We start from the raw sequence: 26,756 nt of genomic DNA on the forward strand, positions 1-26,756 counted from the left end.
GTCAGTTGGCGCCGAACGGGACGAGCGGGGCCCCTTGCAGTTCCACGACCGCGGCGCGGGCGGCGGCGCGCGGGGTGGCCACCGGGTCGTAGTGGCTGACGACGCTGATCCAGCTGCCGTCGGCGTTGCGCATCACGTGCAGCTCCACGCCGTCGATGAACACGGCGTAGCCGGCGCCGTGGTGGTGTCCGCTTCCGCTGATGGGACGGCCGGTTATGCGGCGGCCCCGGTAGACCTCGTCGAAGGCCTCGGGCCTGCTGTGGTCGTGTCCGGCGGCGGTGGCCGTCGGTGCACTGAGGGACTGGGAAGCAGCCACGGCGGCCAGCGTGGCGGCCGCACCCAGGGCATGGCGACGGGTGAGTTCCGGCATACGAAGTCCTCCTGTATCGGGCTCTGTTGAACGACTCGGTATGCCTATCGGTTCGTCAGAGGGTGGGAGAAATCGTCGAATGTCGGTTGGCTGTGATCCGGACAATTAAGCAAATGTCGTGCGCACCATGACCCACAACCCTCCCCTGTTACTCTTCGCAGTCAATTGACCGCAATGTGCAACAGAGGGAGTGCGCGTGAAGATCGCGTGCGTCGGTGGCGGACCCGCCGGCCTGTACTTCTCGATCCTGATGAAGCGCCAGGACCCGTCCCACGACATCACCGTCTACGAACGGAATCCGGCCGGGTCGACCTACGGCTGGGGCGTGACGTACTGGGCGGGCCTGCTCGACAAGCTCAGCGAAGGCGACCCCGAGTCCGCGCGCGCCGTCAGCGAGAACTCGGTCCGCTGGAGCGAGGGGGTCGCCCAGGTGGGCGAGAGCAGGACCGTCCACCCCGGCGACGAGGGGTTCGGAATCGGCCGCCGCCGACTGCTCGACCTGCTCGCCGAACGGGCCGAATCCCTCGGCGTGCGCGTCGAGTTCGAGCACGAGGTGACCGCCGACCGGCTGCCCGACGCCGATCTCGTCGTCGCGGGCGACGGAGTCAACAGCGCCCTGCGGGAGCGCCATGCCGACCACTTCGGCAGTGACATCGCACTGGGCCGGAACGTCTACAGCTGGCTCGGCACCACCAAGGTCTTCGACTCCTTCACCTTCTCCTTCGTGGAGACCGATCATGGCTGGATCTGGTGCTACGCCTACCCGTTCAGCGGGGAGCACAGCACCTGCGTCGTCGAGTGCTCTCCCGAGACCTGGACCGGTCTGGGGCTCGACACGGCGAGCGAGGGTGACGGCCTCGCCCTCCTCGAGAAGCTCTTCGCCGACCTCCTGGACGGACACGGGCTGATCGGGCGGGCGCAGAGCGACGGCAGCGCGCAGTGGCTGAACTTCCGCACCCTGACCAACCGGACCTGGCGCCGAGGCAACCTCGTCCTGATCGGTGACGCCGCCCACACCACGCACTACTCGATCGGCGCGGGCACCACCCTCGCTCTGGAGGACGCCCTCTCGCTGGCCGGAGCGCTGCGCGAGATCCCGGAGCTGGACGCCGCCCTCGCCCACTACGAGCAGGAGCGCAGGGCCGCGCTCCTGTCGATCCAGAGCGCGGCCCGCCACAGCGCCCAGTGGTACGAGAACCTCCCGCGCTACATCCACCTGCCGCCGGCGCAGATGTTCGCCCTGCTCGGCCAGCGCCATTCGCCGCTGCTGCCGTACATCCCGCCGCAGCTGTACTACCGCATCGACCGAGCGGCCGGACAGCTGGAGGCACTGCGCCGGTTCAAGCGCTGGCTGGGTCCGCGGCTCGCGCGAACGGTGCAGGCCCGCACTCAGCGGTAGCCGTCCACGACCGGGTTTCTTTGGTGAATAGCGATTCACTGGCTATGGTGAATTGCTATTCACCTATTTTTTGGACTCCTGGAGTACCCATGGCGGCTCTGCGTGAGCGATTGACGGTCCCGGTGCTCGCGTTCGGCGCGATCGTCATGGCCGTCACACAGACGGTGGTGGTGCCGCTGTTGCCGGACCTTCCCCGGCTGACGGGCGCCTCGGCGGGCGAGGTCTCCTGGATGGTGACGGCGACGCTGCTGGCCGGAGCGGTGCTCACTCCCGTCCTCGGCCGGGCGGGAGACATGTACGGCAAGCGGCGCGTACTGCTGATCGCGTTCGGGCTGATGACGCTGGGCTCGCTCGTGTGCGCCGTCACGTCCGACATCGGCATATTGATCGCGGCACGTGCTCTGCAGGGCGCGGCGGCGGCCGTCGTGCCGCTGTCGATCAGCATCCTGCGGGACGAACTGCCGCCGGAGCGCACGGGCAGCGCGGTGGCGATGATGAGCTCCACCCTGGGCATCGGCGCCGCCCTCGGCCTGCCGCTCGCCGCGCTGATCGTCCAGTACGCCAACTGGCACGTCATGTTCTGGGCGACGGCCGCACTCGGCGCCCTCGGTCTCGCGCTCGCCTCGTGGGCGGTGCGCGAGTCGCCCGTCCGCGAGCCGGGCCGCTTCGACACGCTGGGCGCGCTGGGTCTCGCCGCGGGCCTGGTCTGTCTGCTGCTGGGTGTCTCGCAGGGCGGCCAGTGGGGTTGGGGCAGCCCCCGGATCCTGGGCCTGTTCGTGGCCTGCGCGGTCGTCCTGACCCTGTGGTGGGTGCAGCAGCGTCGCGCCGAACGACCCCTGGTCGACCTGAAGCTGGCCACCCGCCCGCGCGTCGCGCTGCCGCACCTGGCGGCGCTTCTGACCGGCTTCGCCTTCTACTCGAACACCCTGGTGACCGCACAACTCGTGCAGGCGCCCGAGGCCACCGGCTACGGGCTCGGGCTGTCCATCGTGGCGACCGGCCTGTGCCTGCTGCCCGGCGGTGTGACCATGCTGCTGCTCTCGCCCGTCTCGGCGCGCATCTCCACCAACCGCGGCCCGCGTGTGACGCTGGCCATCGGCGCCGGGGTCATCGCCCTCGGCTATGTCCTGCGCATCGCGGACAGCCGCGACCTGTGGGCGATCATCCTGGGTGCCACGGTCGTGTCGATCGGAACGACCTTCGCCTACTCGGCCCTGCCCACCCTCATCATCCGCGCCGTGCCCGCCGGGCAGACCGCGTCCGCGAACGGCGTCAACGTCCTGATGCGGACCATCGGCCAGGCCGTGTGCAGCGCCGCCGTCGCCGCCGTGCTCGTCCACCACACCAGCCTCATCGGGGGCGCCCCGGTGCCCACGCTGCACGGCTATCTGCTGGCCTTCGCCATGGCGGGTACGGTCGCCCTGGTGGCCTGCGCCGCCGCGCTTGCGATACCCGCCGACCCCGCCTCCCGTGACACCGAACGTGCCCGCGACCGTACCGAAGTGTCCCGCGACGAGGCACTCGAAGGAGCATGAGTACCGTGACCACCCCGCCCCCCGGTCTCACGGCATCCGCCACCGCCGCGCCGCGCCGCGACGCCGAGGCGACGAAGGCGGCCATCCTCCGCGCGGCCCGCCATCTACTGGCCCGCCGCGCCCACGCGGACATCACGCTCAAGGCGGTCGCCGACCGGGCCGGGGTGAGCCCGCCGCTGATCCTCAAGTACTTCGGAAACAAGGACGCGCTGTTCGCGCGTGTCATGTCCTTCGACTCCGACACGGCCGCGCTGCTGGACGCGCCGCTGGAGGACCTCGGCCGGCACATGGTCCGCCATCTGCTGGTCGGCCAGACCGAGCGCGGCGCCGATCCCATCCTGCGGATCGTCTTCGCCCCGCTCCAGGGCGAGCAGGGCGACATACTGCGCGCCAACTTCCGCACCCAGGTCAGCGACCGGCTCGCCGAACGCCTCACCGGCCCCGACGCGGGCCTGCGCGCCGAACTCGCCGTCAGCACGCTGCTAGGCCTCGGCGTCATGTACGGCATCGCCCGCGGCACCAGTCTGCGTGCGACCGCGATCGAGGACATCGTCGACCGGTACGGCCCCACGGTGCAGGCCCACCTCACGCGCCCGGTGTGAGGAACGGGCGGCTCAGTTCACCCCGTGCGGGCGGAACTGGACGCTGATCCGAGGTCCCGCCGCCCGCGCCGACTTGGGGATGGCGTGCTCCCAGGTGCGCTGGCAGGAGCCGCCCATCACGATCAGGTCGCCGTGCCCGAGAGGGTGCCGCACGGTGTCCCCTCCGTTGCGCGGACGCAGCAGCAGATCGCGCGGGGCGCCCACGGAGAGGATGGCGACCATGGTGTCCTCGCGCGCGCCACGCCCGATCCGGTCCCCGTGCCAGGCCACGCTGTCGCGGCCGTCGCGGTAGTAGCAGAGCCCGGCCGTGGTGAACGGTTCACCGAGCTCGGCGGCGTAGTGCGCGGACAGGGCGTCCCGCGCCTCGTCGAGAACCGGATGCGGCAGCGCGTCGCCGTCGGCGTAGTAGGCGAGCAGTCTCGGTACGTCCACCACCTGCTCGTACATCTGCCGCCGCTCGGCCCGCCACGGCACGTCGGAGAGGAGCCGGTCGAACAGGGCGTCGGCCCCGCCGAGCCACCCGGGCAGCAGGTCGATCCAGGCGCCGTGGCCCAGCGTGGTCCGGCGCATCCCCTTCAGCGGGGTGAGGTGCGGCTCGTCGGTCTGGTCGAAGAGGGAGCCCTGGAGGTGCGTGGACATGGATTCAGCGTACTCCGGAATCGAATGTATGTTCCATGCGGGTTAGGGGGCAGGAGGCTCACTGCGACGCCTGGTTCGGTGACCCGCGTCACATCCGGCTCTTGTCAGCAATCGGGGCGCCGTCTCGTTCAAGGGGCACGCGAACGAGACAGGAGAAACGCCATGAAGCACCGCATCGTCGTACTCGGCGCCGGATATGCCGGGGCCTTCGCCGCCGGAAACCTGGCACGCCGGCTCTCGGCCGCCGACATCGAGATCACCGTCGTGAACGCCGTGCCCGACTTTGTTGAGCGGATGCGACTCCACCAGCTCGCGATCGGCCAGGACCTCGCGTTCCGCACGCTCGCGGACGTCTTCGCGGGCACCGGGGTGCGGCTGCGCCTGGCGCGCGTCACCGGCGTCGACCCCGAGCGCAGGACCGTCGCCGTGACCGGCGAGGACGGCGACGGCGAGCTCGCGTACGACACGCTTCTCTACGCGCTCGGCAGCTCCGTGGCCCACCATGGCGTCCCCGGCGTGGCCGAGTACGCCTTCGATGTGACCGGCCGGTCCTCGGCGCTGCGTCTGCGCGAGCGCCTGGCCGGCCTGGGCGGGGGCGGCACCGTGCTGGTCGTCGGTGAGGGGCTGACCGGCATCGAGACCGCCACCGAGTTCGCCGAGTCCCGGCCCGACCTCTCGGTCGCGCTCGCCGCGCGCGGCGAGCTGGGCGCCTGGCTCTCCCCGAAGGCCCGCCGTCACCTGCGCCAGGCCTTCGACCGGCTCGGCATCACCGTCCACGAGCACACCGGCATCGAAGCCGTCGAGCCGACACGGGCGATCGCCGCGGACGGTACGTCCATCCCGGCCGATGTGACCGTGTGGGCGGCCGGGTTCGCCGTGCACCCCATCGCTGCCGCAAGCGGCCTGGAGGTCGCCGACACCGGCCAGATCGTCGTCGACCGCACCATGCGCTCGGTCTCGCACCCGGACGTCTACGCCGCCGGTGACTGCGCCTACGCGATCGGCGACAACGGCCGGCTGCTGCCGATGTCCTGCGGCTCGGCCGGCTACACCAACATGCAGGCGACCGCCGCGATCATCGCGCGCCTGACGGGCAGCGAGGTCCCGACCACCGGGCTGAAGTACTACGGCAACCACATCAGCCTCGGGCGGCGGGACGCGATCTTCCAGATGGTGGACGGGGACGTCCGGTCCAAGTCCTGGTACCTGGGCGGCCGGACGGCCGCGCGGCTCAAGTCGGGCGTGCTCAAGGGGGCCGGGTGGGCCATCGTCCACCCCACCTTCGGCATGCCGAAGCGCAGGCGCCGCCTGGCCACCGCGCCCGACCGGGCCGGTGCGAGGGTCGCCGCATAGGTTGTTCCGCATGGACAGCGCAGCCCTCGATCGGTTCGAGGCCAGCCGGGGCAGGCTGGCCTCTCTGGCGTACCGTCTGCTCGGCTCGGCCGCCGACGCCGAGGACGCCGTGCAGGACACATTCCTGCGCTGGCAGGCCGCGGACCGCGAACGGGTGGAGGTGCCGGAAGCGTGGCTGACCAGGGTCGTCACCAATCTCTGTCTCGACCGGCTCCGCTCGGCGCGGGCGCGCCACGAGCGAGCGGCCGGTGCCTGGCTGCCCGAGCCACTTCTCGAGGGCGACCCGATGCTCGGCCCGGCCGACACCTTCGAACAGCGCGAATCGGTGTCCTTGGCCGTACTGACCCTTTTGGAGCGCCTCTCGCCGGTCGAGCGGGCCGTCTACGTCCTGCGTGAGGCCTTCTCGTACAGCCATGCCGAGATCGCCGGGATCCTCGACATCACCGAGTCCGCGAGCCAGCAGCATGTCCACCGGGCCCGGTTCCGGGTCGCCGCCAAACGCCGCCGCGGGGGTGAGGCCGACCCCGCGTCCGCGCGCCGGGTCGTCGCGGAGTTCCTCGTCGCCGCCACGTCGGGGCGCACCGAACGGCTGGTGGCGCTGCTCACCGACGATGTGACGGCGGTCTCGGACGGTGCCGGACTGGGCCAGCGGCTGTTGCGGTACGAGACGCGTGAGCGGGTCGCCTCTTTCGTGCGGGGCGGCTTCAAGCCCACACCGGCGAAGCGGCGGCTGGCCGGCGGCTCGCCCGCGATCCACATCGCGCTGGTCAACGGCTCCCCGGCCGTCCTAGCAGTCGTCGACGACCGGGTCGTGGGCATCGTGGCGTTCGAAGTCAGCGACGGCAAGGTCGCGTCCCTGCGCGGCATCGCCGCCGCGGACCGGCTCGCGCGCCTCAACGAGACCTGGCGGCAGCGTGAACCCGACGAGCCGGTCATCGACGCATGGTGACCCCGAATCGGACGCAGTTCGGACATCGCTAGAGCTCACCTTCACTCGGGATCGGCGAGGACCTCGCGGATCACGTGCTCGGCATTGGCGGCCATCACGGGGTTCGTCGTGCGGTAGTACGGGAGCTGGTTCAGGGCCATGGACAGGGCCCAGCCGCGGCCGCGTGCCCAGGTGGCGTCGTCGGCGCCTGTCGCGTGCCGGAAGGCGGGTCTCGCCCCGGCGGGGAGAAGGTTCCAGGCGGGGATGAGGTCACAGGCCGGGTCGCCGGTGCCGAGGGTGCCGAAGTCGAGGACGGCGCTGAGGCGGCCCTGGCGGGTGAGGAGGTTCATCGGCATCAGGTCGGAATGGAGCCACACGTCCTGCCCGGTCCAGAGGGGAGCCGACAGCGCCGCCTCCCAGGCCGTCGTGGCGGCGGATGTGTCGATCATGCCGTCCAGTTCGCCGAGCGAGGAGCGCGTCTCGTCGTCCACGGATGTCAGCTGTCCGCCCCGGTAGGCGGGCGGCCCGCCCGGCAGGTCCACCCGCCACAGCGCGGCGACGAAGAGACCGAGATCGGCGGCCAGCCCGTCCGCGTCGGTGAGGCGGTCCGGCGCGGGGAGTTCGCCCTCGAGCCAGCGGAGCACGCTCCAGGACCACGGGTATCCCTCGCCGGGCACTCCGGTCGCGAGGATCTCGGGAACGGCGAACGGAAGCAGCGGAGCGAGGAGCGGCAGCCACCGTCCCTCCTTCTCCACGTCGCCGGCGCCCTCCGGGACGCGGGGGAGGCGTACGGCCATGTCGTCGCCGAGCCGGTAGAGGGCGTTGACGGTCCCGGACGACGTGACGCGTTTGAGCGGCAGGCCGGCCCAGCGGGGGAACTGCGCTGCCAGCAACCGCCGTACGAGCGAGTCGTCGATCGGCACTTCGTGGGCGTGCATGGGGCCTGCGGACATCAGCGCCTGCTCTCGGGGTCGAAGGTCAACGACCGCAATCCTGCGGCTGGTTCGGGCTTCTTCACAACGCCAGGCAACCCTGCGGCCACCGGCGTCGTCTTGATCGACAACGAGTGGGCGGCGCGCCGACCGTACCGAGCAGTGGATTCCCGGACGGATTTCCGGATGGAAATCCGATGCACTATACGCTCCGTGTATACATGATGCGTATACGTGAGGTGTATAGGCACTGGTCTCGCGCGCCGGCCCCGACAAGCCAGCACCACTGGTCAGCGCTCCGACGCGTCGACCGGTGGCAGACCGAAAGGCATCCATGTACGGCAAGGCCTTCGCCCCGGAGTACCAGGGCGCATTGACCACCCTGTCCGTGAACTCCTCACTGACCGACGTACTCGCGGCCGGTACCGAGCAACTCCGCGAGGCCGAGCGCGTGGGCGCCCGGGCCGAAGCGGCGCGTTCGGGGCTCGCGGTCGCCGAGGCGCACCGGCGTCTGGGACAGGTGGCGGACGCCGACCGGGCGTGGAAGGCGAGTTACCGCACCGCTCGCGAGGCGGGGGACGAGGGGGCGATGGCGTGGGCGCTGTGGAGCGGCGGCACGCTGGCCAGGCAGCGCGGCGCGTTCCCGCTGGCATGGCGGCTGCTGCGGCTGGCCGCCGAACTCGGCGAGCACGCCGGGGACGTCGTGGTGCGCGGCTACTCCCTGGCGGGGCTGGCGGAGACCGGCCGCATCCAGGGCGACTACGCAGCCGTGACCGAACTGCACGAACAACTCCTGGCCGAGGCACGCAAGCGCGGCGAGGCCCGCCACACCGTATGGGCCCTGGAGGGCATCGCGCAGATACACCGCAACACCGGCGCCTACGACACGGCGTACGCCATGTTCGAGGAGGCGGCCCAGATCGCCGCGCGCGCCGAGGACCGGCGCGGTCACGCCTGGGCCCTGCGCGGGCTCGCGGACATCGTCTCCGTACGCGACCAGGACCCCGACCGCGCGCTGGAGCTGCTGAGCGAGGCGGAGACGTCCTGCCGTGCGATGAACCTGTCCGGTGCGCTCGCCTACAACCACAAGATGCGCGGCAACGTCCTTTACCGAGCCGGGCGTTACGAGCAGGCGCGCGACGTCTACGCACAGGCGCTGGCGGAGTTCGAGGCGATGAGCGAGCCCCGCGGGCAGGCCCTTGCCCGACTCGGCCTGGTCAAGTCCCTGGCCCGCCTCGGCCGCGACCGCGCCGAGACCGCCACGGATCTGGCCGAACTGGCCCGCGTACTGGAGAGCATCGGACTGCGCCACGCCGGGCGGATGGTCGAGCGGGCACGGACGGAACTCGGCCTCGGTCTCCTGCCCTCCGCCGTGCAGGGCACGGGCGCGGATGACGTGGACGTCATGGCCCACTCGGCCGACGGCGCAGGCACGGAGGTCGCACGATGACGCTCCTGTCCGCGTCCCGGCAGTCACCGCCGGACGCCCCCGCCGCCCCGCAGATCCTGCACCGCTGCCGCGAACTCGTCGCCCCCGCACTGGTGGAGGCGATCGGCGGACTGCACCCCTGGGTGGCGGAGATGGCCGGATACGCGCTGGGCCGCTGCGAGGTGGGCGGCGCCCCCGCGACGCACAACCAGGGCAAGGGCGTCCGGCAGGCGCTGGCCGTCCTGGGTGCGGAGGCGGCCGGCGCCCCGCCGACGCGGGTGTGCCGGGCGCGGTCGCCGTGGAACTGGTGCACACCTTCTCGCTGTTGCACGACGACATCATGGACGGCGACGCACTGCGCCGGGGCCGCCCCGGTGTGGAAGGCGTACGGCACGGGCCCCGCCGTTCTCGCGGGGGACGCGCTGTTCGCCCTGGCCGTGCAGACCCTCACCGCGGCGCCCGCGACTCAGCACGGTGCCAGCGCCGTACGCCATCTGACCACGGCCCTCGGCGATCTGGTCCGTGGCCAGGCGGACGACCTGCTGTTCGCCCACCGGCCCTGGACCGGCCCCGACGCGGTGGACGTGGGGGAGTACGAGCGGATGGCCGAGCACAAGACCGGCGCCCTGCTCGGCTGTGCACTGGCCCTGGGTGCTCAACTGGCGGGAGCGCCAAGGGAGACGGCGCAGGCTCTGGACAGCGCCGGACGTCATCTGGGCGTGGCCTTCCAGATCGCCGACGACCTGCTGGGTATCTGGGGAGACCCGGCGGTCACCGGCAAACCGGTCCACAGCGATCTGCGGCAGGGAAAGAAGACGCTCCCGGTCCTCGCGGCCCTGCACGGACCCGACCACCGCGCACTGGCCGAACTCCTCGCCTCCCGGGCCGCCCTCGACGACACCGCCGTCCGCCGGGCCGCGACGCTCGTCGAGCAGGCGGGCGGCCGTTCCGCCGCCCTGCGCGAAGCCCGGCGCCATCTCGGCGCCGCGCACACACTCCTGGCGAGCGCGCCCCTCGCTCCGCGCCCCGCCCGTGACCTGCGCACCTTGCTGTCGTCGCTCGCTCACCGTGTGATCTGACACGACTTCGCCTCCGGTCCCGCCCGCCTGAACTCCATCGTGGGCCGGAGGCGCGCTGCGACCTCGGTCACATGCACGTGTCAACGCACCCCACCAGGCAACCTCCCCATCTCCTCGAACATCTGTCGCCCCGGGGCCCGACAGTCCCCACGGCGCCCAACGGTGCCGTGCGTCAGGGCGGTTGGCGACCCCGGCCGCCCCTGTTCGAAGGAAAACAGTGCGTAGACCCCACATACGCCGCGTGGCGATCGCCGTCGCGGTGACGACGGCCGTCACGCTCCCGACCGGCCCCGCCTTCGCGGCCGCGCCCGACTCGTCGGTACGCGCCGCGGCTTCGGTCTCATCACCGGTGGACGCCGCCCGGGCGGCCGCGTTCGCCCACGCGTCGGCCACCGGCGTCGGCCAAGGCGACACCCTGCAGGCCAAGGACGTCATGACGGACCCGGACGGCAAGCAGCACGTCCGCTTCGTCCGCACCCACCTCGGTATGCCGGTCCTCGGCGGCGACCTGGTCGTCCACCTCGGCAAGCAGTCCGACTACCTCGGCGTGACCCGGGCCGCCGACCATGCCGTCGAGCCGGAAACCACCGAGGCGAAACTGACGCCGCAGCAGGCCGAGCAGAAGGCCGCCACGGTCGCGAAGGGCGACGCGGGCGCCGCCGAGCTCGTCGTCGACGCCCGTGACGGCGCGGCCGCACTCGCGTACCAGGTGCGGGTGACGGACAGCGACACGGCCGAGGCCGGCGGCTCCCGCACGGTAGTGGTGGACGCCGGGTCCGGCCGGATACGCAGCAACACTCCCGACAGCGACGAGTTCATCTCGCCGACCCTGGGAGAGACGCTGCGCGAGCGTGGCGAGCAGCTGAACCCCGAGACGGGCACGTCGGCCCGGCCGACCGGACTACTCGGCGCGACAGCTGCCACGACGTACCCCGTCAAGGCCACCGGCACCGGCGCCTCCCTCTTCGCCGGCAAGGTGACGCTGACCACCACCCGTACCGCGCGCACCAGTTACCTCCTCAAGGACCCCACCCGGTGGAACACCGAGACCCGGGACGCCAGAGGCCAGGAACTGGAAGCCTTCGCGCGCGGCAAGAAGTTCACCGACGCCGACAACAAATGGGGCAACGGGGCCACCTCCAGCCGGGTCACCGCCGCGGTCGACGCCCAGTACGGCATCACCAAGACCCTGGACTTCTACAAGGCGACCTTCGGCCGCAAGGGCATCAAGAACAACAGCGCCGGCGCCCGCGCGATGGTCCACTTCGGCAACAAGGTCGGCAACGCCTTCTGGGACTCGACGTGCGGCTGCATGCTGTACGGCGACGGAGACGGCGACATGCTCAAGAAGCCGCTGGTCGTCCTCGACGTCACAGGGCACGAGCTGACCCACGGCGTCGTCGACGCGACCGCCGCCCTCGAACCCACCCGCGTGGACCAGGACGGCAACCAGTACGGCGAGCCGGGCTCGCTGAACGAGTCCCTCGCCGACATCTTCGGCTCGGCGGTCGAGTTCTCCGCCAACAACCCCAAGAACCCGCCCAATTACCTGGTGGGCGAGAAGCTCGGCCTGGCGCAGAAGTTCCTGCGCCGCCTCGACCAACCGTCCCTGGACAAGCTGGAAGGCGCCGTCGACTACTGGTCGCCCGAGGCCTACGACACCGAGGTCCACGCGGGCTCCGGCGTCTCCTCGCACGCGTACTACCTGCTCGCCGAGGGCAGCGGCAGGAAGACGATCGGCAGCGTCACGTACGACTCGCCCACGTACGACGGTTCGCGGGTAACCGGCATCGGACGTGCCAAGGCCACGGCGATCTTCTACCGCGCGCTCACCCGCTACATGGTCTCCACGACCGACTTCCACGACGCGCGGAAGGCCACGCTCAAGGCCGCCGCCGACATGTACGGAGCGAGCAGCACGGAGTACAAGACGGTGGCCAAGGCCTGGGCCGCGGTCAATGTCACCGCTGCCAACGGGCGGTAACGGAAGACATGAGGGTGCCCCGCCACAGAGGGGGGCACCCTTCGCCGTTCCCGTTCTAGTGCTGCTGAGCCTTCTGCGGTGTCGCCTCGCTGGGCCGTACGACGACGTACCCCTCGCCCTCCAGCTTGAGCTGCACGGCCTCACCGGAGCCGCCGCGGATCATCGAGCCGATCGACTGCGAACGGTGCAGCGAGGTGTGCAGATTGGCGGTCCAGCCGACGATCGCGTCCGTGTCGACGAACACCGGCTGCTGCGGTGAGACGGGGATGACCAGCGGGTTGCCCTCGCAGACAAGACCGAGCTTGCCATGGCCGGTGAAGACGCTGTTGAAGAGCCCGCCGCCCGAGATGCCCGCGCCCTTCACGGTCTTTATCTCGTAGGACACCGTGGCGTCGAAGCACAGCACATTGCGCCCGTTGACGGTGAACACGTCGCCCGGCTCTATGTCGACGATGAAACAGTTCTGCGCCTCGTGCGCGAACCAGGCCTCGCCCTGCCCGCGGACGGTCATCAGCGGCAGTCCCTCACCGGTGACGGCCCGTTTGAGCATGCCGCCGACGCCCTGGCCCTTGCGCTCGAACTGCAGATTCCCCCGGTAGGCGATCATCGCCCCCTGGCGCGCGAGCATGTCGCCGTTGACGGCGTACTTGATCGACTTGGCGTTCTGGATGGTCATGCCCGGCGCTACGGCGGACTGCACCATGTGGTCACTGGAAAAGAGATCACCCTTCATGCGGGCATCCTGTCCCGGAGGGTCGCGTTCCGCCAGGATCTCGGCGACCTGGAGACACATGAAAGGCCGGCCCGGGTCAACCGGACCGGCCTTTCACGGGAGTTGTCAGGCGGCGGCGGGCGTACCGGCCTGGCCGAAGAGGGCGTGGATGACCTCGGTGAGCTGAGCGGCGACCTCGGTGTCGTCAACCGGGTGCGTGTCGGCGAAGCGGGTCACGGAGCCCGGGATGGACAGCTTGACGTCCTCGAGGACGGTGCCGCCGGCGATGCCCACGGCCTTGCGGGCCTCGTCCTGCGCCCACACGCCGCCGAACTGGCCGAAAGCGGTGCCGACCACGGCGGCCGGCTTGCCGGTGAAGGCGCCGGCGCCGTACGGGCGGGACAGCCAGTCGATGGCGTTCTTGAGCACGGCCGGAATCGTGCCGTTGTACTCCGGCGAGAAGAGGAGGAAGGCGTCGGCGCGGCCCGCGGCCTCACGCAGACGGGCAGCGGCGGCGGGCACGCTGCCCTCGACGTCGATGTCCTCGTTGTAGAAGGGGACCTCGGCCAGGCCCTCGAAGAGCTCGACCTCGGCGCCCTCGGGGGCGAGCTTGACGGCCGCCTCGGCGAGCTGGCGGTTGTGCGAGCCGGCGCGCAGGCTGCCGACGAGAGCGAGGATCTGTACGGACATGGATAACTCCCGAAGCTGAAACATTGCGGCAACAAAGCGGACCAAGGTCCGTTTAAAGTTGTATCACTGAAGCGGACCGCAGTCCAGTTGTCCGTCTGTGCCGTTACGCTGCATTCATGTCCACCCCACTGCCGCCCTTCCCGAAGCGACAGGAACCGTCCGACGAGCCGGTTCTGATGGAACTAGCGCCCCGGGGCGGCGCGCCGCAGCTGCGCGCCGACGCCGCGCGCAACCGTGCCCGTCTGCTGGAGGCCGCCGCCCGGCTGGTCGAGGAGCGCGGGGTGGCCAACGTGACGATGGAGGCCGTCGCCTGCGCGGCATCGGTCGGCAAGGGAACCGTCTTCCGGCGGTTCGGCGACCGCACCGGCCTGCTGATGGCGCTCCTGGACCACACCGAGCAGCAGTTCCAGGCCGCGTTCCTCAGCGGCCCGCCCCCGATGGGCCCCGGCGCCTCACCGGTGGAGCGTCTGCATGCCTTCGGTATCGGCGCCCTGCGTCAGATGTCCGACCAGCTCGACCTGTACCTCGCCTGCGCCGAATCGGACGTCACCCGCCGCTTCAGCCTGGCCCCCTATCGCGTCCGCCTCATGCATGTCGCGATGCTGCTCCGCCAGGCGGTCCCGGCCGCGGACACCGAGCTCATCGCCCAGACGCTCATGGGATATCTGGAGCCGGCCCTGATCAACCACCTGACCCGCCAGTGCGGCATGCCGCTCGAACGCCTGGAGTCCGGCTGGCACGACCTCGTCAACCGGAGCACCGCCACCGTCTGATAGCGGTACCCCGCGGCTCGGGAGGACAATACGGGCATGGCGCATCGCCTTGAAGACGTGAGCGGGCCTGCCCAGGTGGCCGGGGCAGGTGAGGGCATCAGCAGGCAGGAGCTGGCCCTCGCCGCCCGGAACCATGGGCTGCCACTGGAGGCCCTGCGGTACGACGTGACTCCTCCGGGGCTGCACTACGTGCTGACGCACTACGACATCCCGTACACCGAGGACTCCTCGTGGCGACTGGACCTGGGGGGTCGGGTGCGGCAGCCGCTGGTACTCGCAATGGACGAGCTGAAGTCGTATCCCGCGGTGACCCAGCGGGTGACCATGGAGTGCGCGGGCAATGGCCGGGCCCTGCTGACGCCACGGCCGGTGAGCCAGCCGTGGCTGGTCGAGGCGGTCGGTACGGCGGAGTGGACCGGTGTGCCGCTGCGGGTGCTGCTCGCGGAGGCCGGAGTTGGGGCCGGGGCGGTGGACGTGGTGTTCACCGGCGCCGACCACGGGGTCGAGCGAGGCGTCGAGCAGGACTACCGGCGCGCGCTTCCGCTGGACGTGGCCACCGGCGGTGAGCCCGAGGTTCTGGTGGCGTACGAGATGAACGGCGCCCCGCTGCCGCCGCAGCACGGGCGTCCGCTGCGGCTGGTGGTGCCCGGCTGGTACGGCATGGCGCATGTGAAGTGGCTGCGTGACATCACGGTGACCGACACACCGTTCACCGGCTTCCAGCAGGCCGTGGCCTACCGGCTCCGGCAGGACGCCGGGGACGAGGGCGAACCGGTCACCCGGATCGCCCCGCGAGCCCTGCTCGTCCCGCCCGGCTTCCCGGATTTCATGTCCAGGGCGCGGGTGGTGCGGCCCGGCGCCGTGCCGCTGGAGGGACGGGCCTGGTCCGGGCGGGCGCCGGTCGCCCGGGTCGAGGTGAGCACGGACGACGGACGCGGGTGGTACGAGGCGGAGTTGGACCCGGCCGACAAGCACCGGTGGTCCTGGCGGACTTGGCGATTCTCCTGGACGGCAAGCCCCGGCAGTCATGTACTCAGCGCGCGGGCCACCGACGCGGAGGGGCACACGCAGCCGCTGGAACAGCCGTGGAACCGGGGAGGCTTCGCGGTCAACCTCGTCCAGCGGGTTCCCGTGCTCTGCGTGGCCCCTGACTGAACCCCCGTACGGACGGCCGGAGTCGCACAACCACCCCGGCCGTCCGCAGGCCCTGTCAGCTGAACGGGTCCAGGGTGATGTAGGCCTGTTGCGGATTGCCGTCGTGCACGAGCGACTCGTGGGCGCCGACGTCGTCGAAGGCGAACGCGTAGGCCTTGCCGTCGGCCATCTGCGCGTGGATCTTACGGGCGTAGTGGTTGGTCACCGTGTCCAGGTAGAAGTTCGCCGAGCTGGTGTCCGGCTGGTTGGGGTTGACCAGGAGCGTGGAGCGGTTGAAGCCCGCGCACAGCGTGCGTGAAATCGGGCCGCGCACCAGGTCGTTGGGGGCGTCGAGGAGCTTGTAGCAGCCGAAGATGCTGTCGGCGTCGGGTTTCTGGAAGCTGGTGACGACCGCTCCGGCGCTGTTGGTGAAGTTCATGACGTTCCCCGAGACCCGGCCGAAGTACTTCGTGTTCGGCTGGTCGGTGAACGGCGTCACCGTCAGCGTCGACGACGTGTACTTCTGCCAGACGCGGTTGATGTAGTCGTTCATGACCGTGCTGGGCAGCGCGCCCACCTGGACTCCATGACCGGGAGCGAGGGCCCGCAGGACGGTGCCGTCCGGCTTGGTCTGAATCAGGTTCGCCCAGCCGCCCGGCTGACCTCGCAGCGCGTTGAAGAACCCGTTGTACCCACCCGCCTTGAGGTGACCGGTGTTCTTCGTCGAACCGTCGGCCAGCTGCACTCCGACGGCGTACGGGGCCGAGAACATGTCCACCTGTGTGCTGTTGATCCACAGACCGGCGTCATTGAGCGTGTACTCGGACCAGTTGAAGAGGATGTTGCGGTTCGGGTCGCTCGGATTCTGCACGGCCGGCTGCACCAGACCGCCGGTGGTGAGCCGGAAGTCCAGCTTCTGCCCGTAGGAGAAGTAGACCCGGCCGGAGAACTTGGGCATCCGGATCGTCTTGGACTGCCCGTTCGCCGGTCCTGCGATCGACGAGTCAGGCGCGGGCGTCGGCGGATTGCCGCCGGCGGGCCAGGCGTGGAAGGTGCCGTTCGCGTCGGCCCAGCCCTGCTGACCGGTCGTCAGCAGTGTTCCGAGGTTGTAGATGTAGACCGCGTCGCCGCGGGCCGAGTTGTTGGTGATCTTCAGCGGGATGGTCGCCGGGACGGCGGCCTCGGCCCCGGACGGGGCCCCAAACGTGAACAGAGCCGCGGCGAGGGTGGCCGCGGCCACCGCCATGGACCGCCATCTGAGTTTTCCGAACACGCTCTTCCTCCTTCGGGTGGGGGCCTCCGGTCTTTGTGAGAGCGCTCTCAGAGTTCCGCCGGGCTGCGTACATGTCAACGCTTTCTGCAGTATTGGTCTGGTCCAATTTTGGGGCGGTCGCTTCACGGCCCATGTCCGCCAGGAAGTGGCACCGCCGTCGTCCGAAGAACGGCACTGCCGTCGTCCGGAAAGCCGCCCGGCACTCCAATGGGCCCGCGCCGTTCGCGCCGCCCGGCACCGGCACCGAGCATGGGGGAGTCCCGTACGGCAGGAAGAGGACGAGCCCCCATGACCAGACGCATCCCCTCCGGCACCGGCCGATCGAGCCGATCACGCAGGACCGCCGCCCTCCTGGCCACCCTCGCGTGCGGCGCCGCGCTCGTCTCGTGCAGCACGGACAGCGGCAACGACAGCGGTGCCTCCGTCAGCCCGCGCCCCACCGCGCCGAACGAGTCCTCCTTCACGGGGACGGCGCCGTCCGCCCTCGCCTCGGCAGGCGCCTCGGTCATCGATTCCGCCCGCGCCTCCGCGTCGGCGGCGGCCTCCTCCGTATCGGCCGCGGCATCCGAGTTCGCGGCCTCGGTCTCGGCCGACACGGCGCGGGCCAGTAAGGCTGCGGAGGCGGAGCTGAAGAACGTGCAGGGCTCCGGCAACGCGACGTCGGAAGTCGCCATCACCGGGTTGCCCAGAGCGCAGACCGGCGGGCTCCTCGCCGTGCTCGTCGCCATCACCAACAAGACCGACAAGAAGGCCTCGTACGCCGTGCAGGTCGACTTCGAGGACTCCGACGGCAAGGTCGTGGAGACCAGGTTCGTCGGAGCGCAGGACCTCGAACCCGGCAAGCGGGCCGAGCCCGTCGCCATCAGCAGGTCGCCCGTCGAGCCCAAGCTGACCGCTCGGCTGGCCAAGGCCCAGCGATACTGACCCGGCGCCCGGCTCGCCGCCCCGCCCCGGTCGGCGGAGCATTGAGGCATGGGCATGGCCGCAACCCCTGAGCAGCGGAGCGTGGGCGGGGCCGGCAGAGGGGTGCGCGCGGTGCGCCTGGTGGCCTGGGTGCTGGCCGTCGTGTGCGTCGTGGTCGTGACGGCGACGGCGACCGCCCGCTTCACCGTTCTCAACGCCGGCTTCTACCGCAGCGCACTCGACGACCAGCACGCGTACGACCGGGTTTTCGATCAGGTGCTGGTCGACCCCGCGGTCGCGCCCGTCACCCGCGACCTGCTCGGACAGCTCCCCGTCCCGGAAGCGCTGGTCACCTCCAACCTGAAGACCGTCCTGCCGCCCGAGACACTTCGCGCGCTCGTCGACGCACAGGTCCGGCACCTCATCGCCTACCTGCGCGGCGACGAGAATCCGCTGAGCCTCTCGGTCGACCTGAGGCCGCTGACCGCGAACATCGGGGACCTCGCCCAGATCTACTTCGGCGATCTGGTCGCCTCGCTCCAGGAGCGGCAGGTGGCCGACTTCGCACAGTTCCGGACCAACCTCGGCCAGTCCATGGACCGCCTGGCCAAGGGCGAGGCACCCGCGTGGCTGCCCGTGCTCTCCCTCTCCGAGGAGCAGGCGGCGGCCGCCACCGAGACACTCCTGGGGCTCGTACCTCCGGCGGAGCGGTCCGCGCTACGCCCCGACATCGAGGTGGCGCTGGAGAACGGGAACGTCGCCGGGGCGCTCGCCGCCGTCGGGCCCGTGGTCTTCTCCGACCGCACCCGCGAAGCCGCGGACCATCTTCGAGGCGTCGCCGACGGCAACACCTGGAACATCTCCGCCGACATCGACGAGACCGACGGGACACTCCAGCACGTTCGCGCCGTGACCCGTCTCGCCCTGGACGTCGTGGAACCGCTGGCCCTGCTGCTCGCGGCCGCCTCCCTCGCCGTGCTCTGGTTCACGGGGCCGAGGAGCGTGCCGCGGGGGCTGCGGCAACTGGGCTGGGCGCTCGCGGCCGGTGGCCTGATCGCCGCCCTGGCCGCGCTGATCCTCGGCCTCGTGACCGGCCGTCAGGTGGTGGGTACCTCCGCCTCCTGGCCCGAAGCGGTGTCGCGCCTGGTCGAAGATGTGCAGAGCGCCGCGTTCGACCGCCTGCTGACCGTGGCCGCGACGACAGCCCTGGTGCCCATCACCGCAGGCGCCCTCCTCGTCGCCCTCGCCTGGGCGGCCGAGCGGCGCCCGGAACCCTTCGCCACGCGCCGCGCACACCTCGCCCCGGCGCTCGGAGTCACGGCCGTCGCCCTGGCCGGCGTCGCGCTGGTCCCGCTCGCCTTCGCCGGCCAGGGCGTCCGCGTCTGCCAGGGCAGCACCCGGCTGTGCGACCTGCCCTACGACGAACTCGCCCAGGTCACCTCGCACAACGCCATGTCGACGACGGCCGACCGATTCATCGGCCCCCTCCAGGACCCCGACATCACCGGCCAACTGAACGACGGGGTACGGGCGTTGCAGATCGACACCTACCACTGGGAACGCCCCGAGGACATCACCCGGCGGCTGGCCGAATCCGACTTCCCGCCCGAGCTGCGCGCGCAGATCGAGGACGCGGTCAACCGGTTCAACCCGCCCCGCGAGGGTCTGTGGCTGTGTCACTCGGTGTGCCGGGCGGGCGCCCTTGAACTGGTGCCCACCCTGCGGGAGTTGGGGGACTGGCTGCGCGCCCACCCGTCCGAGGTCCTGACCCTGATCGTGCAGGACGACATCAGTGGTGCCGACACCGCGGATGCCGTCCAACAGGCCGGTCTGAACGACCTGTTGTACACCCCGGACGAGGATCCCAACCGTCCGTGGCCCACCCTCGGCGAGATGATCGACGACGACCACCGCCTCGTCGTCTTCGCCGAGCGGGCCGACGGACCGGCGCCCTGGTACCGGAACTTCTACCGGTACGGGATGGAAACCCCCTTCGCCTTCCGGACCCCGCAGGAGATGACCTGCGGACCCCACCGGGGAGGCACCGACAAACGGCTCTTCCTCCTCAACCACTTCATCACCATCGACGGCGGCAGCCGACTGGACGCGGGGCAGGTCAACCGGCGTGACGACGTGCTGGAGCGCGTCCACGCCTGTGAGCGGGAGCGCGGCCGGCCGGTGAACTTCATCGCCGTGGACTACACCACGATCGGGGACACGGAGGGCGCCGTGGACGCGCTCAACGCCGAGCGCGTCCAGGGCCGTTGAGAGTGAACTACGCCTCCGGCTCCCGTACCAGGTGCAGCGCGGCGCTGGACCAGTCGCCCAAGGGCAGGTCGACGTGCAGCCCGTACTCGCCGAGCACGGCGGCGTGGTGCACGGCACCGGTGCGCGCGTCGCGATAGCGCCCCCCGGGGTGCAGGCCGCGGAGCCTGACCGGAATCTGCGGGGCGCCGTGCCGCGAGACGCGCCGATAGACGAGGAGCAGGGTTTCCGAGGCGTCGGCGGCGGTGTACTGAACCACCGAGACGGCGTCCTCGGCCGGTGGCGACAGACGGTCGAGCCTGCCGTGCTGCACGAGGTGGCGCACCTGCTTGTACTCGGCCACCAGGGCGGTGCCCTCGCGCAGTTCCTCCTCGGACCAGTGGGTGAGATCGCCCCCGATGCCCAGGGCGCCGGCCATCGCCACATGGAAACGGAAACGCAGCGGAACCGTCCGGCCGGTGAGCTGGTTCGGCACGTCCGTCACCCACGCGCCCATCGTGCGCGCGGGATAGATCTGGCCGTAGCCGTGCTGGATCCCCATCCGGTCGGCGGCGTCGGTGTTGTCCGACGCCCACGCCTGGTCCGTACGGGACAGGATGCCCAGGTCGACCCGGCCGCCACCGCCGCTGCACGACTCGATCCGCAGCGCCGGATGGTCGGCGCGGAGGCGGTCGATGACGCCGTACAGATTGCGTACGTACTGGGGTCCGAGGCGGTCGGCGCCGTCCTGCTGTCCGGGCCAGCCGGCCTCGCTGAACGCCCGGTTCATGTCCCACTTGAGGAAGTCGATGCCGTTGTCGCCGACGAGCCGGGTCAGCCAGTCGTACGCCCAGTCCGCGACATCGCGGCGGGCGAAGTTGAGGACCAGCTGGTTGCGCAGCTCGGAGCGGGGGCGGTCGGGGAAGTGCAGTACCCAGTCCGGGTGTTGGCGGTAGAGATCACTGTCCGGGTTGACCATCTCGGGTTCCACCCAGAGTCCGAAACCCATCCCCAGCCGGTGCACCGAGTCGACCAGCGGTGTCAGCCCGTTGGGGAAGCGGTCCGGTGAAGGCGTCCAGTCGCCGAGGCCCGCCCGGTCGCTGCGGCGCGCTCCGAACCAGCCGTCGTCGACGACGTACAGCTCGACCCCGAGCTCCGCGGCCCGTTCGGCGAGCGCCTTCTGGCTGACCTCGTCGACGTCGAAGCCCGTCGCCTCCCAGGAGTTGTACAGCACCGGCGCGACCTCGTCCGGATGCGGCAGGACATGCGCGATGGTGTACGCGTGCCAGGCTCGGCTGGCCGCGCCGAAGCCGCCGTCGGTGCACAGACCCGCGAACGGGGGAGTGGCGAACTCCTCGCCCGGCGCGAGCGGCACATTCGTACCGTCGTGGCCGACGCCTCCGGTGAATCCGGCCCGGCCGTCGGGGGTGCGCTGCGTGGTGATCCGCCAACTCCCGCTCCAGGCAAGGGCGGCGCTCCACACCCGGCCGTGCTCCTCCGTGGCCTCGCCCGCGTCGAGCATCACCCAAGGGTTGGCGTGGTGGCTGGTGGTACCCCGACGGCTGGTCAACACGGTCTCGCCGTACGGCAGTTGTTCCCGGCGCAGCTGACTCTCGGCGCACCACTGGCCGGTGACGTGGCTGAGGCGGTAGTCCCGCAGCGCCGGCAGCGCCCACGCGGCGGAATCGGTGCGCAGCAGGGTGACGGGCTCGTCACCGGCGTTGCGGACCACGGTCCAGCGCTCGATGACGTCCGTGTCGGCGTGCACACGGTAGTGGAGTGTCACATCCAGCGGGTAGTTGCGGTCGCGGAACCCCAGTTCCAGCTTGTCGTCAGTGACGCGGTGCCCGGTGGGCTGCCACTCGAAGGCGCGTGATCCATCCGCGAACCGGACCTGGAGCGACGGCGGCCCGTAGCGCGTCCCGCCGTCGACGGGAAGCTCCTCCCTGAAAGGGGAAATGCCCTCGAAGCTGCTGGCCGCCGGAGCCTCGGGTACGACGAGCGCTTCTGCCTCCGCGAGCGTAAGCCGTGGGCCCCATGCGAGGTGGCAGGGCGTCCCGGTCTCGTCGACTCTCAGCGCGTACGACGTGTTCGGTGTGGCCAGCAGATAGACCCCGGAGTCCGGGGCGAAGGAGATCATCGACAGGGGTCCTCACGTTCCAGTTGTGCACGAGATGGTCGAAAGCCAACCCCGACCTTCGATCATGTGTCAACACCTCGCCCATATCTGCCTTTTGCAGGCGGCATGCCCTTCAGGGAAGGTGCCCAAGTTAATCCTGCTTATTTTATTGACAGCAGAAAATAAGGGACTTAGGTTCCGGCCATGCGCTCGACCAGTCGAACAGAGGCGTTCCCGGCCCACACGCCGGCCGTCTCCCAGATCTTCACCACCGTGCTCTCCCACGGCCCGCTCACGCGGTCGGAGATAGCGGGGCGAACCCAGCTGTCCGCGGCGGCGGTCACCAAGGCGGTCCGGCCTCTGATCGAGGCCGGTTACCTCCAGGAGGACGTCGACGAGGAGGCGCGGCAGTCGTCCCTCGGCCGGCCGGCCAACCCGGTCCTCGTCGACGGCGGCAGGGCGCTGTTCATCGGAGTGAAGATCACGGGCGACGAGCTCATCGCCGTCCTCACGGACCTGTGCTGCCGCATCAGGGTCGCCCGGCATGTGCCGCTCGCCACGCATGATCCCAAGGCGGTGCTGGCCTCGATCGCGGGCCTCGTGCAGGAGTTGCTGACGGAGGCCGATGGCTTCGGGGTCCAGGTGCAGGGCCTGGGCATCGCGGTCTCGGGCGATGTGGACCGTGCCGCCGGAGTGGTGCGGTACTCACCCTTCCTGGAGTGGCGCGACGTGCCGCTCGCCGAACTGGCCCGGATGACGACGGGGCTGCCGGTCACCGTCGACAACGACGTCCGGGCGCTGACCGTCGCCGAGCAGTGGTTCGGCGCCGGAGTGGGCCTCTCCGACTTCGCCGTGGTGACCGTCGGCGCCGGTATCGGCTGCGGCCTCGTGGTACACGGGCAGGTCGTGTCCGGGGCGTACGGCGTGGCCGGGGAGATCGGGCACGTCGCCATCGATCCGGCCGGCCCCCTCTGCCACTGCGGCAACCGGGGCTGTGTGGAGGCGATCGCCGCGGACTCGGCGATCGTCAGCAGGGTCCGGGAGGTGACCGGCGTCCAGGTCGCCGACGCCGCCGAGGCCCTGGACCTCGCCCATGACGGTGACCCCGGGGCGCGGGAGGTGTACGCGCGGGCCGGAGAGGCGATCGGCCGTGGCATCGCGACCGTGGCCAATCTGCTCGGTCCCGAGCGCGTGATCATCTCCGGTGAAGGCCTTGCCGCGTACGACCTGTTCGCCGAGCAGATCCGCGACGCCTTCGCCGCGGCCGCGTTCGGATCGGCCGCGCGGTGCGACCTGCAGACCCGCCCCCTGCCCTTCGAGGAGTGGGCGCGCGGGGCCGCGGCCACCGCGATCCAGTCCTTCATCCGAGCCGACACGAACTGACCGTCGGACGCGTCCAGACCCGTTCCCAAATGCAGTGATACGCACTGAAACGCACGAGGAGTAGCTATGACGCAGCAGAGCCGCAACCCCTTGGCTGCGCGTGGGCCAAGCCGCCGCAGAGTGACCGGCGGACTGTTCGGACTTGGGGCCGCCGCGCTGGCCGCGCCCGTTCTGACCGCGTGCGGCGGGGGACCGGCGGCCGACCCGAAGACGGTCACCTTCGGATCCAACGGCGCCGACGCCACCCCGAAGAAGGCCTACAAGACCGTCACCGACGCCTTCACCAAGGACAGCGGACTGACGGTCAAGACGAACACCGTCGACCACGACACCTTCCAGAAGAGCATCACCACGTATCTGCAGGGCACCCCGGACGACGTCTTCACCTGGTTCGCCGGCTACCGCATGCAGTACTTCGCCAAGAAGAACCTCGCCACCCCGATCGACGACGTGTGGGACAAGATAGGCGGCGGCTTCAGCGACGCCGCCAAGCAGCTCTCCAAGGGCGAGGACGGCAAGTACTACTTCGTGCCGCTGTACAACTACCCGTGGGGCGTCTTCTACCTCAAGAGCGTGTTCGAGGAGCGCGGCTACGAAGTCCCGCAGAAGTGGAGCGAGTTCGTCGCGCTCGCCAAGAAGATGAAGGCGGACGGCCTCTCCCCGATCACCTCCGGATACGGCGGCGGCGACACCTGGAGCATCCTCGGCGCCTTCGACTACGTCGACCTGCGGGCCAACGGCTACGACTTCCACATGTCCCTGCTGCGCGGCGAGACGTCCTGGACCGACAAGCGCGCCGTCGCGATCCTCGACACCTGGCGTGAACTGACCCCCTACTACCAGGCGAGCGGCGGCGGCCGCTCCTGGCAGGACGCCGCACAGTCCCTGATCGACAAGAAGTCCGGTATGTCGGTCACCGGCCTGTTCATCGGGCAGCAGATCACCGACGAGGCGGTCCGCAGCGACCTCGACTTCTTCCCCTTCCCCGAGATCGACTCCGCGTACGGGCAGGACGCCGTCGAGGCGCCCACCGACGGCTTCATGCTCAGCAAGAGCCCCAAGAACGAGGACGGCGCCAAGAAGTTCCTGGAGTTCCTCGGCGGTGCGCAGGCCGAAGAGCTGTACGCGGGTGTCGACCCGAGCAACCTCGGCGTCAACGACCAGACCTCCACCAGCGCGTACAACGCACTGCAGAAGAAGTCCGCCGAACTCATCGGCTCCGCCAAGAACATCAGCCAGTTCGCGGACCGCGACAGCGACCCGGGCTTCATCTCCACCGTCGTACTCCCCGGCCTGACCGAGTGGCTGAGCCACCCCGACGACGGCACCGAAACGCTGAAGAAGATCGAGTCCCAGCGCTCGCGCTACTTCAAGGCCTGACCAGGACCGGAAAGGTCTCACGCACCGTGTCCTCCCTCCCCTCACCCCGTACGATCCGCAAGCGCGCCCGCAGTCTCGGCCGCGGTGACCGGATCTTCCTCACCGTCATCATCGGCATCCCCCTTGCCGCGCTGCTCTTCTTCGTCTGGCTGCCCGCACTGGCCTCGCTCGCGCTGTCCTTCACCACCTGGGACGGCATCGAACTGGCCGACATCCAGTGGATCGGCCTGGAGAACTACAAGGAGATCTTCACCAACTACCCGCCGTTCTGGCCCGCGGTGCAGCACAACGTGATCTGGCTGCTGTTCACGGCACTGCTGCCCACGCCGTTCGGCATCTTCCTCGCCTACCAGTTGGACCGGAAAATCCGCTTCACGAAGTTCTACCAGACCGCGATCTTCCTGCCGATGGTGCTCTCCCTGGCCGTCGTCGGCTTCATCTGGGAGATCATCTACAACCCGGACACGGGACTCCTCAACGGCATCCTGAACGCCGCCGGAGACGGCAACCACATCGACTGGCTCGGCAACCCCGACCTCAACCTGTGGGCCGTGCTCGTCGCTTCGGCCTGGCGGCACACCGGCTACATCATGATCCTTTATCTGGCCGGCCTGAAGGGCTTCGACCCGGCGCTCAAGGAAGCAGCGGCGCTCGACGGCGCCAACGGCCGCCAGACCTTCCTGCGGGTGGTCTTCCCGGCCCTGAAGCCGGTCAACATCATCATCCTGGTCGTCACGGTCATGGAGTCCCTGCGGGCCTTCGACATCGTGTACGTCCTCGGTGGCGGCGTCGGCAGCAAACCCGGCATGGAACTGCTCTCCCTCCTCATCACCGACAACATCATCGGCGAGTCCAGCCACATCGGTTACGGGTCCGCCCTCGCGGTCATCCTGCTCCTGGTCTCCCTTGCCGCCATCGGCACCTTCCTCGTCCAGACCGTCCGCAAGGAGGACCAGTGACCACGACCGTGCCGCGTCCGGCCTCCCGACTGCGGGCCCGGCGCGAATCCCAGTCCCAGGACGGCCCCTCGAAGCCCCGCAGCCAGGCCGGCCGCCATGTGCTGCTGGGCGGCATCGCCCTGCTCTGGCTCATCCCGCTGCTGTGGGCGATCTACACCTCGCTGCGTCCGTACTCGGACACCGCGAAGAACGGCTATCTCTCCTGGCCGCACAGCCTGAGCCTCGGCAACTTCACGGACGCCTGGGAACAGTCCGGGATGCCGCACTTCTTCTGGAACTCGGTCCTCATCACGGTCCCCGCGGTCCTGGGCACCCTGCTGTTCTCTGCGGCGGTCGCCTTCTTCGTCTCCCGCTTCGACTTCCGCTGGAACATCGTCCTGCTGATGCTGTTCACCGCGGGCAACCTGCTGCCGGCGCAGGTCCTCATCACCCCGCTGTACAAGCTGTATCTCCTCATCCCGCTGCCCTACTGGATGACGGACTCGCTGCTTATGTACAACTCGATCTGGGGCATCATCTTCATCCACATCGCCTACCAGTGCGGGTTCTGCACCTTCGTCCTCAGCAACTACATGAAGACGATCCCCAAGGAGATCTCCGAGGCGGCGCTGGTGGACGGCGCCCAGGTCTGGCGGCAGTTCTTCCAGATCATCCTGCCGCTGTGCCGCCCGGCGTTCGCGGCCCTCGCGACGCTCGAATCGATCTGGATCTACAACGACTTCTTCTGGCCGCTGGCCCTTATCGAGACCGGCGACAAGCGCCCCATCACCTCGGCCCTGGCCAACCTCCAGGGCGCGTACTTCACCAATCCCAACCTCATCGCGGCCGGTGCGCTGATGACCGCGATCCCCACGCTGCTGGTGTACTTCGCGCTTCAGCGCCAGTTCATCAGCGGACTCACCATCGGCTCCGGAAAGGGCTGAGCCGCCGGAACGC

22 protein-coding genes and 1 pseudogene are annotated in these 26,756 nt (G+C 70.1%); 16 read left to right on the top strand and 7 right to left on the bottom strand.

The features are described 5' to 3' along the window. Nucleotide 1: 1 nt before the first annotated feature. A complete protein-coding gene (locus tag OG266_RS44190) occupies nucleotides 2-370 on the bottom strand; it encodes a tyrosinase cofactor (protein WP_371552537.1) in 369 nt (122 codons plus the stop codon). A 196-nt stretch (nucleotides 371-566) separates the two neighbouring features. Between OG266_RS44190 and OG266_RS44195 the strand changes: the two genes are divergently transcribed. The 3 genes from OG266_RS44195 (at nucleotide 567) to OG266_RS44205 (ending at nucleotide 3,906) form a co-directional block, all read left to right on the top strand. Further along, nucleotides 567-1,769 (top strand): FAD-dependent monooxygenase, encoded by a 1,203-nt coding sequence (locus OG266_RS44195; protein WP_371552539.1) that lies wholly within the window; start codon nucleotides 567-569, stop codon nucleotides 1,767-1,769. A gap of 89 nt (nucleotides 1,770-1,858) precedes the next feature. Beyond that, nucleotides 1,859-3,304, top strand: coding sequence for an MFS transporter (locus OG266_RS44200; RefSeq protein ID WP_371552541.1), 1,446 nt, complete (start codon nucleotides 1,859-1,861; stop codon nucleotides 3,302-3,304). Then, nucleotides 3,301-3,906 (top strand): TetR family transcriptional regulator, encoded by a 606-nt coding sequence (locus OG266_RS44205; protein WP_329549612.1) that lies wholly within the window; start codon nucleotides 3,301-3,303, stop codon nucleotides 3,904-3,906. Before OG266_RS44200 ends, OG266_RS44205 begins: the two co-directional genes overlap by 4 nt. Nucleotides 3,907-3,918: 12 nt before the next feature. Here OG266_RS44205 and OG266_RS44210 read toward each other — a convergent pair whose 3' ends face one another. After that, the gene (locus OG266_RS44210) at nucleotides 3,919-4,545 is read right to left on the bottom strand and encodes an alpha-ketoglutarate-dependent dioxygenase AlkB (protein WP_371552543.1); all 627 of its coding nucleotides are present in this window, start codon (nucleotides 4,543-4,545) and stop codon (nucleotides 3,919-3,921) included. 162 nt (nucleotides 4,546-4,707) lie between these two features. On the opposite strand from OG266_RS44210, the gene OG266_RS44215 reads away from it, so the two are divergent. Both OG266_RS44215 and OG266_RS44220 read left to right on the top strand, forming a co-directional pair. Next, nucleotides 4,708-5,898 (top strand): NAD(P)/FAD-dependent oxidoreductase, encoded by a 1,191-nt coding sequence (locus tag OG266_RS44215; RefSeq protein WP_371552545.1) that lies wholly within the window; start codon nucleotides 4,708-4,710, stop codon nucleotides 5,896-5,898. 10 nt (nucleotides 5,899-5,908) lie between these two features. Continuing rightward, nucleotides 5,909-6,847, top strand: a complete 939-nt coding sequence (locus tag OG266_RS44220) for a sigma-70 family RNA polymerase sigma factor (RefSeq protein ID WP_371552547.1) — start codon at nucleotides 5,909-5,911, stop codon at nucleotides 6,845-6,847. Nucleotides 6,848-6,888: 41 nt separating this feature from the next. Here OG266_RS44220 and OG266_RS44225 read toward each other — a convergent pair whose 3' ends face one another. Continuing rightward, a complete protein-coding gene (locus tag OG266_RS44225) occupies nucleotides 6,889-7,779 on the bottom strand; it encodes an aminoglycoside phosphotransferase family protein (RefSeq protein WP_371552549.1) in 891 nt (296 codons plus the stop codon). Between the two features lie 313 nt (nucleotides 7,780-8,092). Between OG266_RS44225 and OG266_RS44230 the strand changes: the two genes are divergently transcribed. The 3 genes and pseudogenes from OG266_RS44230 to OG266_RS44240 all read left to right on the top strand — a co-directional run bounded on the left by OG266_RS44230 (nucleotide 8,093) and on the right by OG266_RS44240 (nucleotide 12,250). Continuing rightward, the gene (locus tag OG266_RS44230; protein WP_371553177.1) at nucleotides 8,093-9,208 is read left to right on the top strand and encodes a tetratricopeptide repeat protein; all 1,116 of its coding nucleotides are present in this window, start codon (nucleotides 8,093-8,095) and stop codon (nucleotides 9,206-9,208) included. After that, nucleotides 9,205-10,266, top strand: a pseudogene (locus OG266_RS44235) (polyprenyl synthetase family protein). Before OG266_RS44230 ends, OG266_RS44235 begins: the two are co-directional and overlap by 4 nt. 217 nt (nucleotides 10,267-10,483) lie before the next feature. Continuing rightward, a complete protein-coding gene (locus tag OG266_RS44240; RefSeq protein ID WP_371552551.1) occupies nucleotides 10,484-12,250 on the top strand; it encodes a M4 family metallopeptidase in 1,767 nt (588 codons plus the stop codon). A 55-nt stretch (nucleotides 12,251-12,305) separates the two neighbouring features. Here the strand turns inward: OG266_RS44240 and OG266_RS44245 are convergent, their stop codons facing one another. Together OG266_RS44245 and OG266_RS44250 are read right to left on the bottom strand one after the other, a co-directional pair. After that, nucleotides 12,306-12,983: an AIM24 family protein gene (locus tag OG266_RS44245; protein WP_266470656.1), complete on the bottom strand. Its 678-nt coding sequence runs from the start codon at nucleotides 12,981-12,983 to the stop codon at nucleotides 12,306-12,308. A gap of 105 nt (nucleotides 12,984-13,088) precedes the next feature. Further along, nucleotides 13,089-13,652 (bottom strand): NAD(P)H-dependent oxidoreductase, encoded by a 564-nt coding sequence (locus OG266_RS44250; RefSeq protein WP_266470658.1) that lies wholly within the window; start codon nucleotides 13,650-13,652, stop codon nucleotides 13,089-13,091. A gap of 116 nt (nucleotides 13,653-13,768) precedes the next feature. On the opposite strand from OG266_RS44250, the gene OG266_RS44255 reads away from it, so the two are divergent. Next, complete coding sequence (locus tag OG266_RS44255; protein ID WP_371552553.1) at nucleotides 13,769-14,425, top strand: TetR/AcrR family transcriptional regulator; 657 nt, start codon at nucleotides 13,769-13,771, stop codon at nucleotides 14,423-14,425. Nucleotides 14,426-14,461: 36 nt separating this feature from the next. Beyond that, entirely contained in the window at nucleotides 14,462-15,580 is a 1,119-nt protein-coding gene (locus tag OG266_RS44260) for a sulfite oxidase (protein ID WP_371552555.1), read from the top strand. A 55-nt stretch (nucleotides 15,581-15,635) separates the two neighbouring features. Here OG266_RS44260 and OG266_RS44265 read toward each other — a convergent pair whose 3' ends face one another. After that, complete coding sequence (locus OG266_RS44265) at nucleotides 15,636-16,805, bottom strand: glycoside hydrolase family 64 protein (RefSeq protein WP_371553179.1); 1,170 nt, start codon at nucleotides 16,803-16,805, stop codon at nucleotides 15,636-15,638. 315 nt (nucleotides 16,806-17,120) lie between these two features. Here OG266_RS44265 and OG266_RS44270 point away from each other — a divergent pair, with 315 nt between their 5' ends. Then, a complete protein-coding gene (locus OG266_RS44270) occupies nucleotides 17,121-17,756 on the top strand; it encodes a hypothetical protein (protein ID WP_371552556.1) in 636 nt (211 codons plus the stop codon). Between the two features lie 54 nt (nucleotides 17,757-17,810). Then, complete coding sequence (locus OG266_RS44275) at nucleotides 17,811-20,003, top strand: hypothetical protein (RefSeq protein ID WP_371552557.1); 2,193 nt, start codon at nucleotides 17,811-17,813, stop codon at nucleotides 20,001-20,003. 7 nt (nucleotides 20,004-20,010) lie between these two features. Here the strand turns inward: OG266_RS44275 and OG266_RS44280 are convergent, their stop codons facing one another. Then, the gene (locus OG266_RS44280) at nucleotides 20,011-22,119 is read right to left on the bottom strand and encodes an alpha-galactosidase (protein ID WP_371552558.1); all 2,109 of its coding nucleotides are present in this window, start codon (nucleotides 22,117-22,119) and stop codon (nucleotides 20,011-20,013) included. Nucleotides 22,120-22,302: 183 nt separating this feature from the next. Here OG266_RS44280 and OG266_RS44285 point away from each other — a divergent pair, with 183 nt between their 5' ends. From OG266_RS44285 to OG266_RS44300, 4 genes are all read left to right on the top strand, one after another. Beyond that, entirely contained in the window at nucleotides 22,303-23,481 is a 1,179-nt protein-coding gene (locus tag OG266_RS44285) for an ROK family protein (RefSeq protein ID WP_371552560.1), read from the top strand. Nucleotides 23,482-23,547: 66 nt separating this feature from the next. Further along, the gene (locus OG266_RS44290) at nucleotides 23,548-24,861 is read left to right on the top strand and encodes an ABC transporter substrate-binding protein (protein WP_266470673.1); all 1,314 of its coding nucleotides are present in this window, start codon (nucleotides 23,548-23,550) and stop codon (nucleotides 24,859-24,861) included. A 26-nt stretch (nucleotides 24,862-24,887) separates the two neighbouring features. Beyond that, nucleotides 24,888-25,820 (top strand): carbohydrate ABC transporter permease, encoded by a 933-nt coding sequence (locus tag OG266_RS44295; protein WP_266470676.1) that lies wholly within the window; start codon nucleotides 24,888-24,890, stop codon nucleotides 25,818-25,820. Continuing rightward, nucleotides 25,817-26,743 (top strand): carbohydrate ABC transporter permease, encoded by a 927-nt coding sequence (locus tag OG266_RS44300; RefSeq protein ID WP_371552562.1) that lies wholly within the window; start codon nucleotides 25,817-25,819, stop codon nucleotides 26,741-26,743. The genes OG266_RS44295 and OG266_RS44300 overlap by 4 nt, the downstream gene beginning before the upstream one ends. Nucleotides 26,744-26,756 lie beyond the last annotated feature (13 nt).

Origin of the sequence: Streptomyces sp. NBC_00554 (genome assembly GCF_041431135.1) — a bacterium.
Taxonomy (GTDB): domain Bacteria; phylum Actinomycetota; class Actinomycetes; order Streptomycetales; family Streptomycetaceae; genus Streptomyces.

What these genes read in the sequence shown, in the direction of transcription:
- OG266_RS44190 (WP_371552537.1), bottom strand. Translation starts at nt 370, where the DNA reads ATGCCGGAACTCACCCGTCGCCATGCCCTGGGTGCGGCCGCCACGCTG.
- OG266_RS44200 (WP_371552541.1), top strand. Translation starts at nt 1,859, where the DNA reads ATGGCGGCTCTGCGTGAGCGATTGACGGTCCCGGTGCTCGCGTTCGGC.
- OG266_RS44205 (WP_329549612.1), top strand. Translation starts at nt 3,301, where the DNA reads ATGAGTACCGTGACCACCCCGCCCCCCGGTCTCACGGCATCCGCCACC.
- OG266_RS44210 (WP_371552543.1), bottom strand. Translation starts at nt 4,545, where the DNA reads ATGTCCACGCACCTCCAGGGCTCCCTCTTCGACCAGACCGACGAGCCG.
- OG266_RS44215 (WP_371552545.1), top strand. Translation starts at nt 4,708, where the DNA reads ATGAAGCACCGCATCGTCGTACTCGGCGCCGGATATGCCGGGGCCTTC.
- OG266_RS44220 (WP_371552547.1), top strand. Translation starts at nt 5,909, where the DNA reads ATGGACAGCGCAGCCCTCGATCGGTTCGAGGCCAGCCGGGGCAGGCTG.
- OG266_RS44225 (WP_371552549.1), bottom strand. Translation starts at nt 7,779, where the DNA reads ATGTCCGCAGGCCCCATGCACGCCCACGAAGTGCCGATCGACGACTCG.
- OG266_RS44230 (WP_371553177.1), top strand. Translation starts at nt 8,093, where the DNA reads ATGTACGGCAAGGCCTTCGCCCCGGAGTACCAGGGCGCATTGACCACC.
- OG266_RS44245 (WP_266470656.1), bottom strand. Translation starts at nt 12,983, where the DNA reads ATGAAGGGTGATCTCTTTTCCAGTGACCACATGGTGCAGTCCGCCGTA.
- OG266_RS44250 (WP_266470658.1), bottom strand. Translation starts at nt 13,652, where the DNA reads ATGTCCGTACAGATCCTCGCTCTCGTCGGCAGCCTGCGCGCCGGCTCG.
- OG266_RS44255 (WP_371552553.1), top strand. Translation starts at nt 13,769, where the DNA reads ATGTCCACCCCACTGCCGCCCTTCCCGAAGCGACAGGAACCGTCCGAC.
- OG266_RS44260 (WP_371552555.1), top strand. Translation starts at nt 14,462, where the DNA reads ATGGCGCATCGCCTTGAAGACGTGAGCGGGCCTGCCCAGGTGGCCGGG.
- OG266_RS44265 (WP_371553179.1), bottom strand. Translation starts at nt 16,805, where the DNA reads ATGGCGGTGGCCGCGGCCACCCTCGCCGCGGCTCTGTTCACGTTTGGG.
- OG266_RS44270 (WP_371552556.1), top strand. Translation starts at nt 17,121, where the DNA reads ATGACCAGACGCATCCCCTCCGGCACCGGCCGATCGAGCCGATCACGC.
- OG266_RS44275 (WP_371552557.1), top strand. Translation starts at nt 17,811, where the DNA reads ATGGCCGCAACCCCTGAGCAGCGGAGCGTGGGCGGGGCCGGCAGAGGG.
- OG266_RS44280 (WP_371552558.1), bottom strand. Translation starts at nt 22,119, where the DNA reads ATGATCTCCTTCGCCCCGGACTCCGGGGTCTATCTGCTGGCCACACCG.
- OG266_RS44285 (WP_371552560.1), top strand. Translation starts at nt 22,303, where the DNA reads ATGCGCTCGACCAGTCGAACAGAGGCGTTCCCGGCCCACACGCCGGCC.
- OG266_RS44290 (WP_266470673.1), top strand. Translation starts at nt 23,548, where the DNA reads ATGACGCAGCAGAGCCGCAACCCCTTGGCTGCGCGTGGGCCAAGCCGC.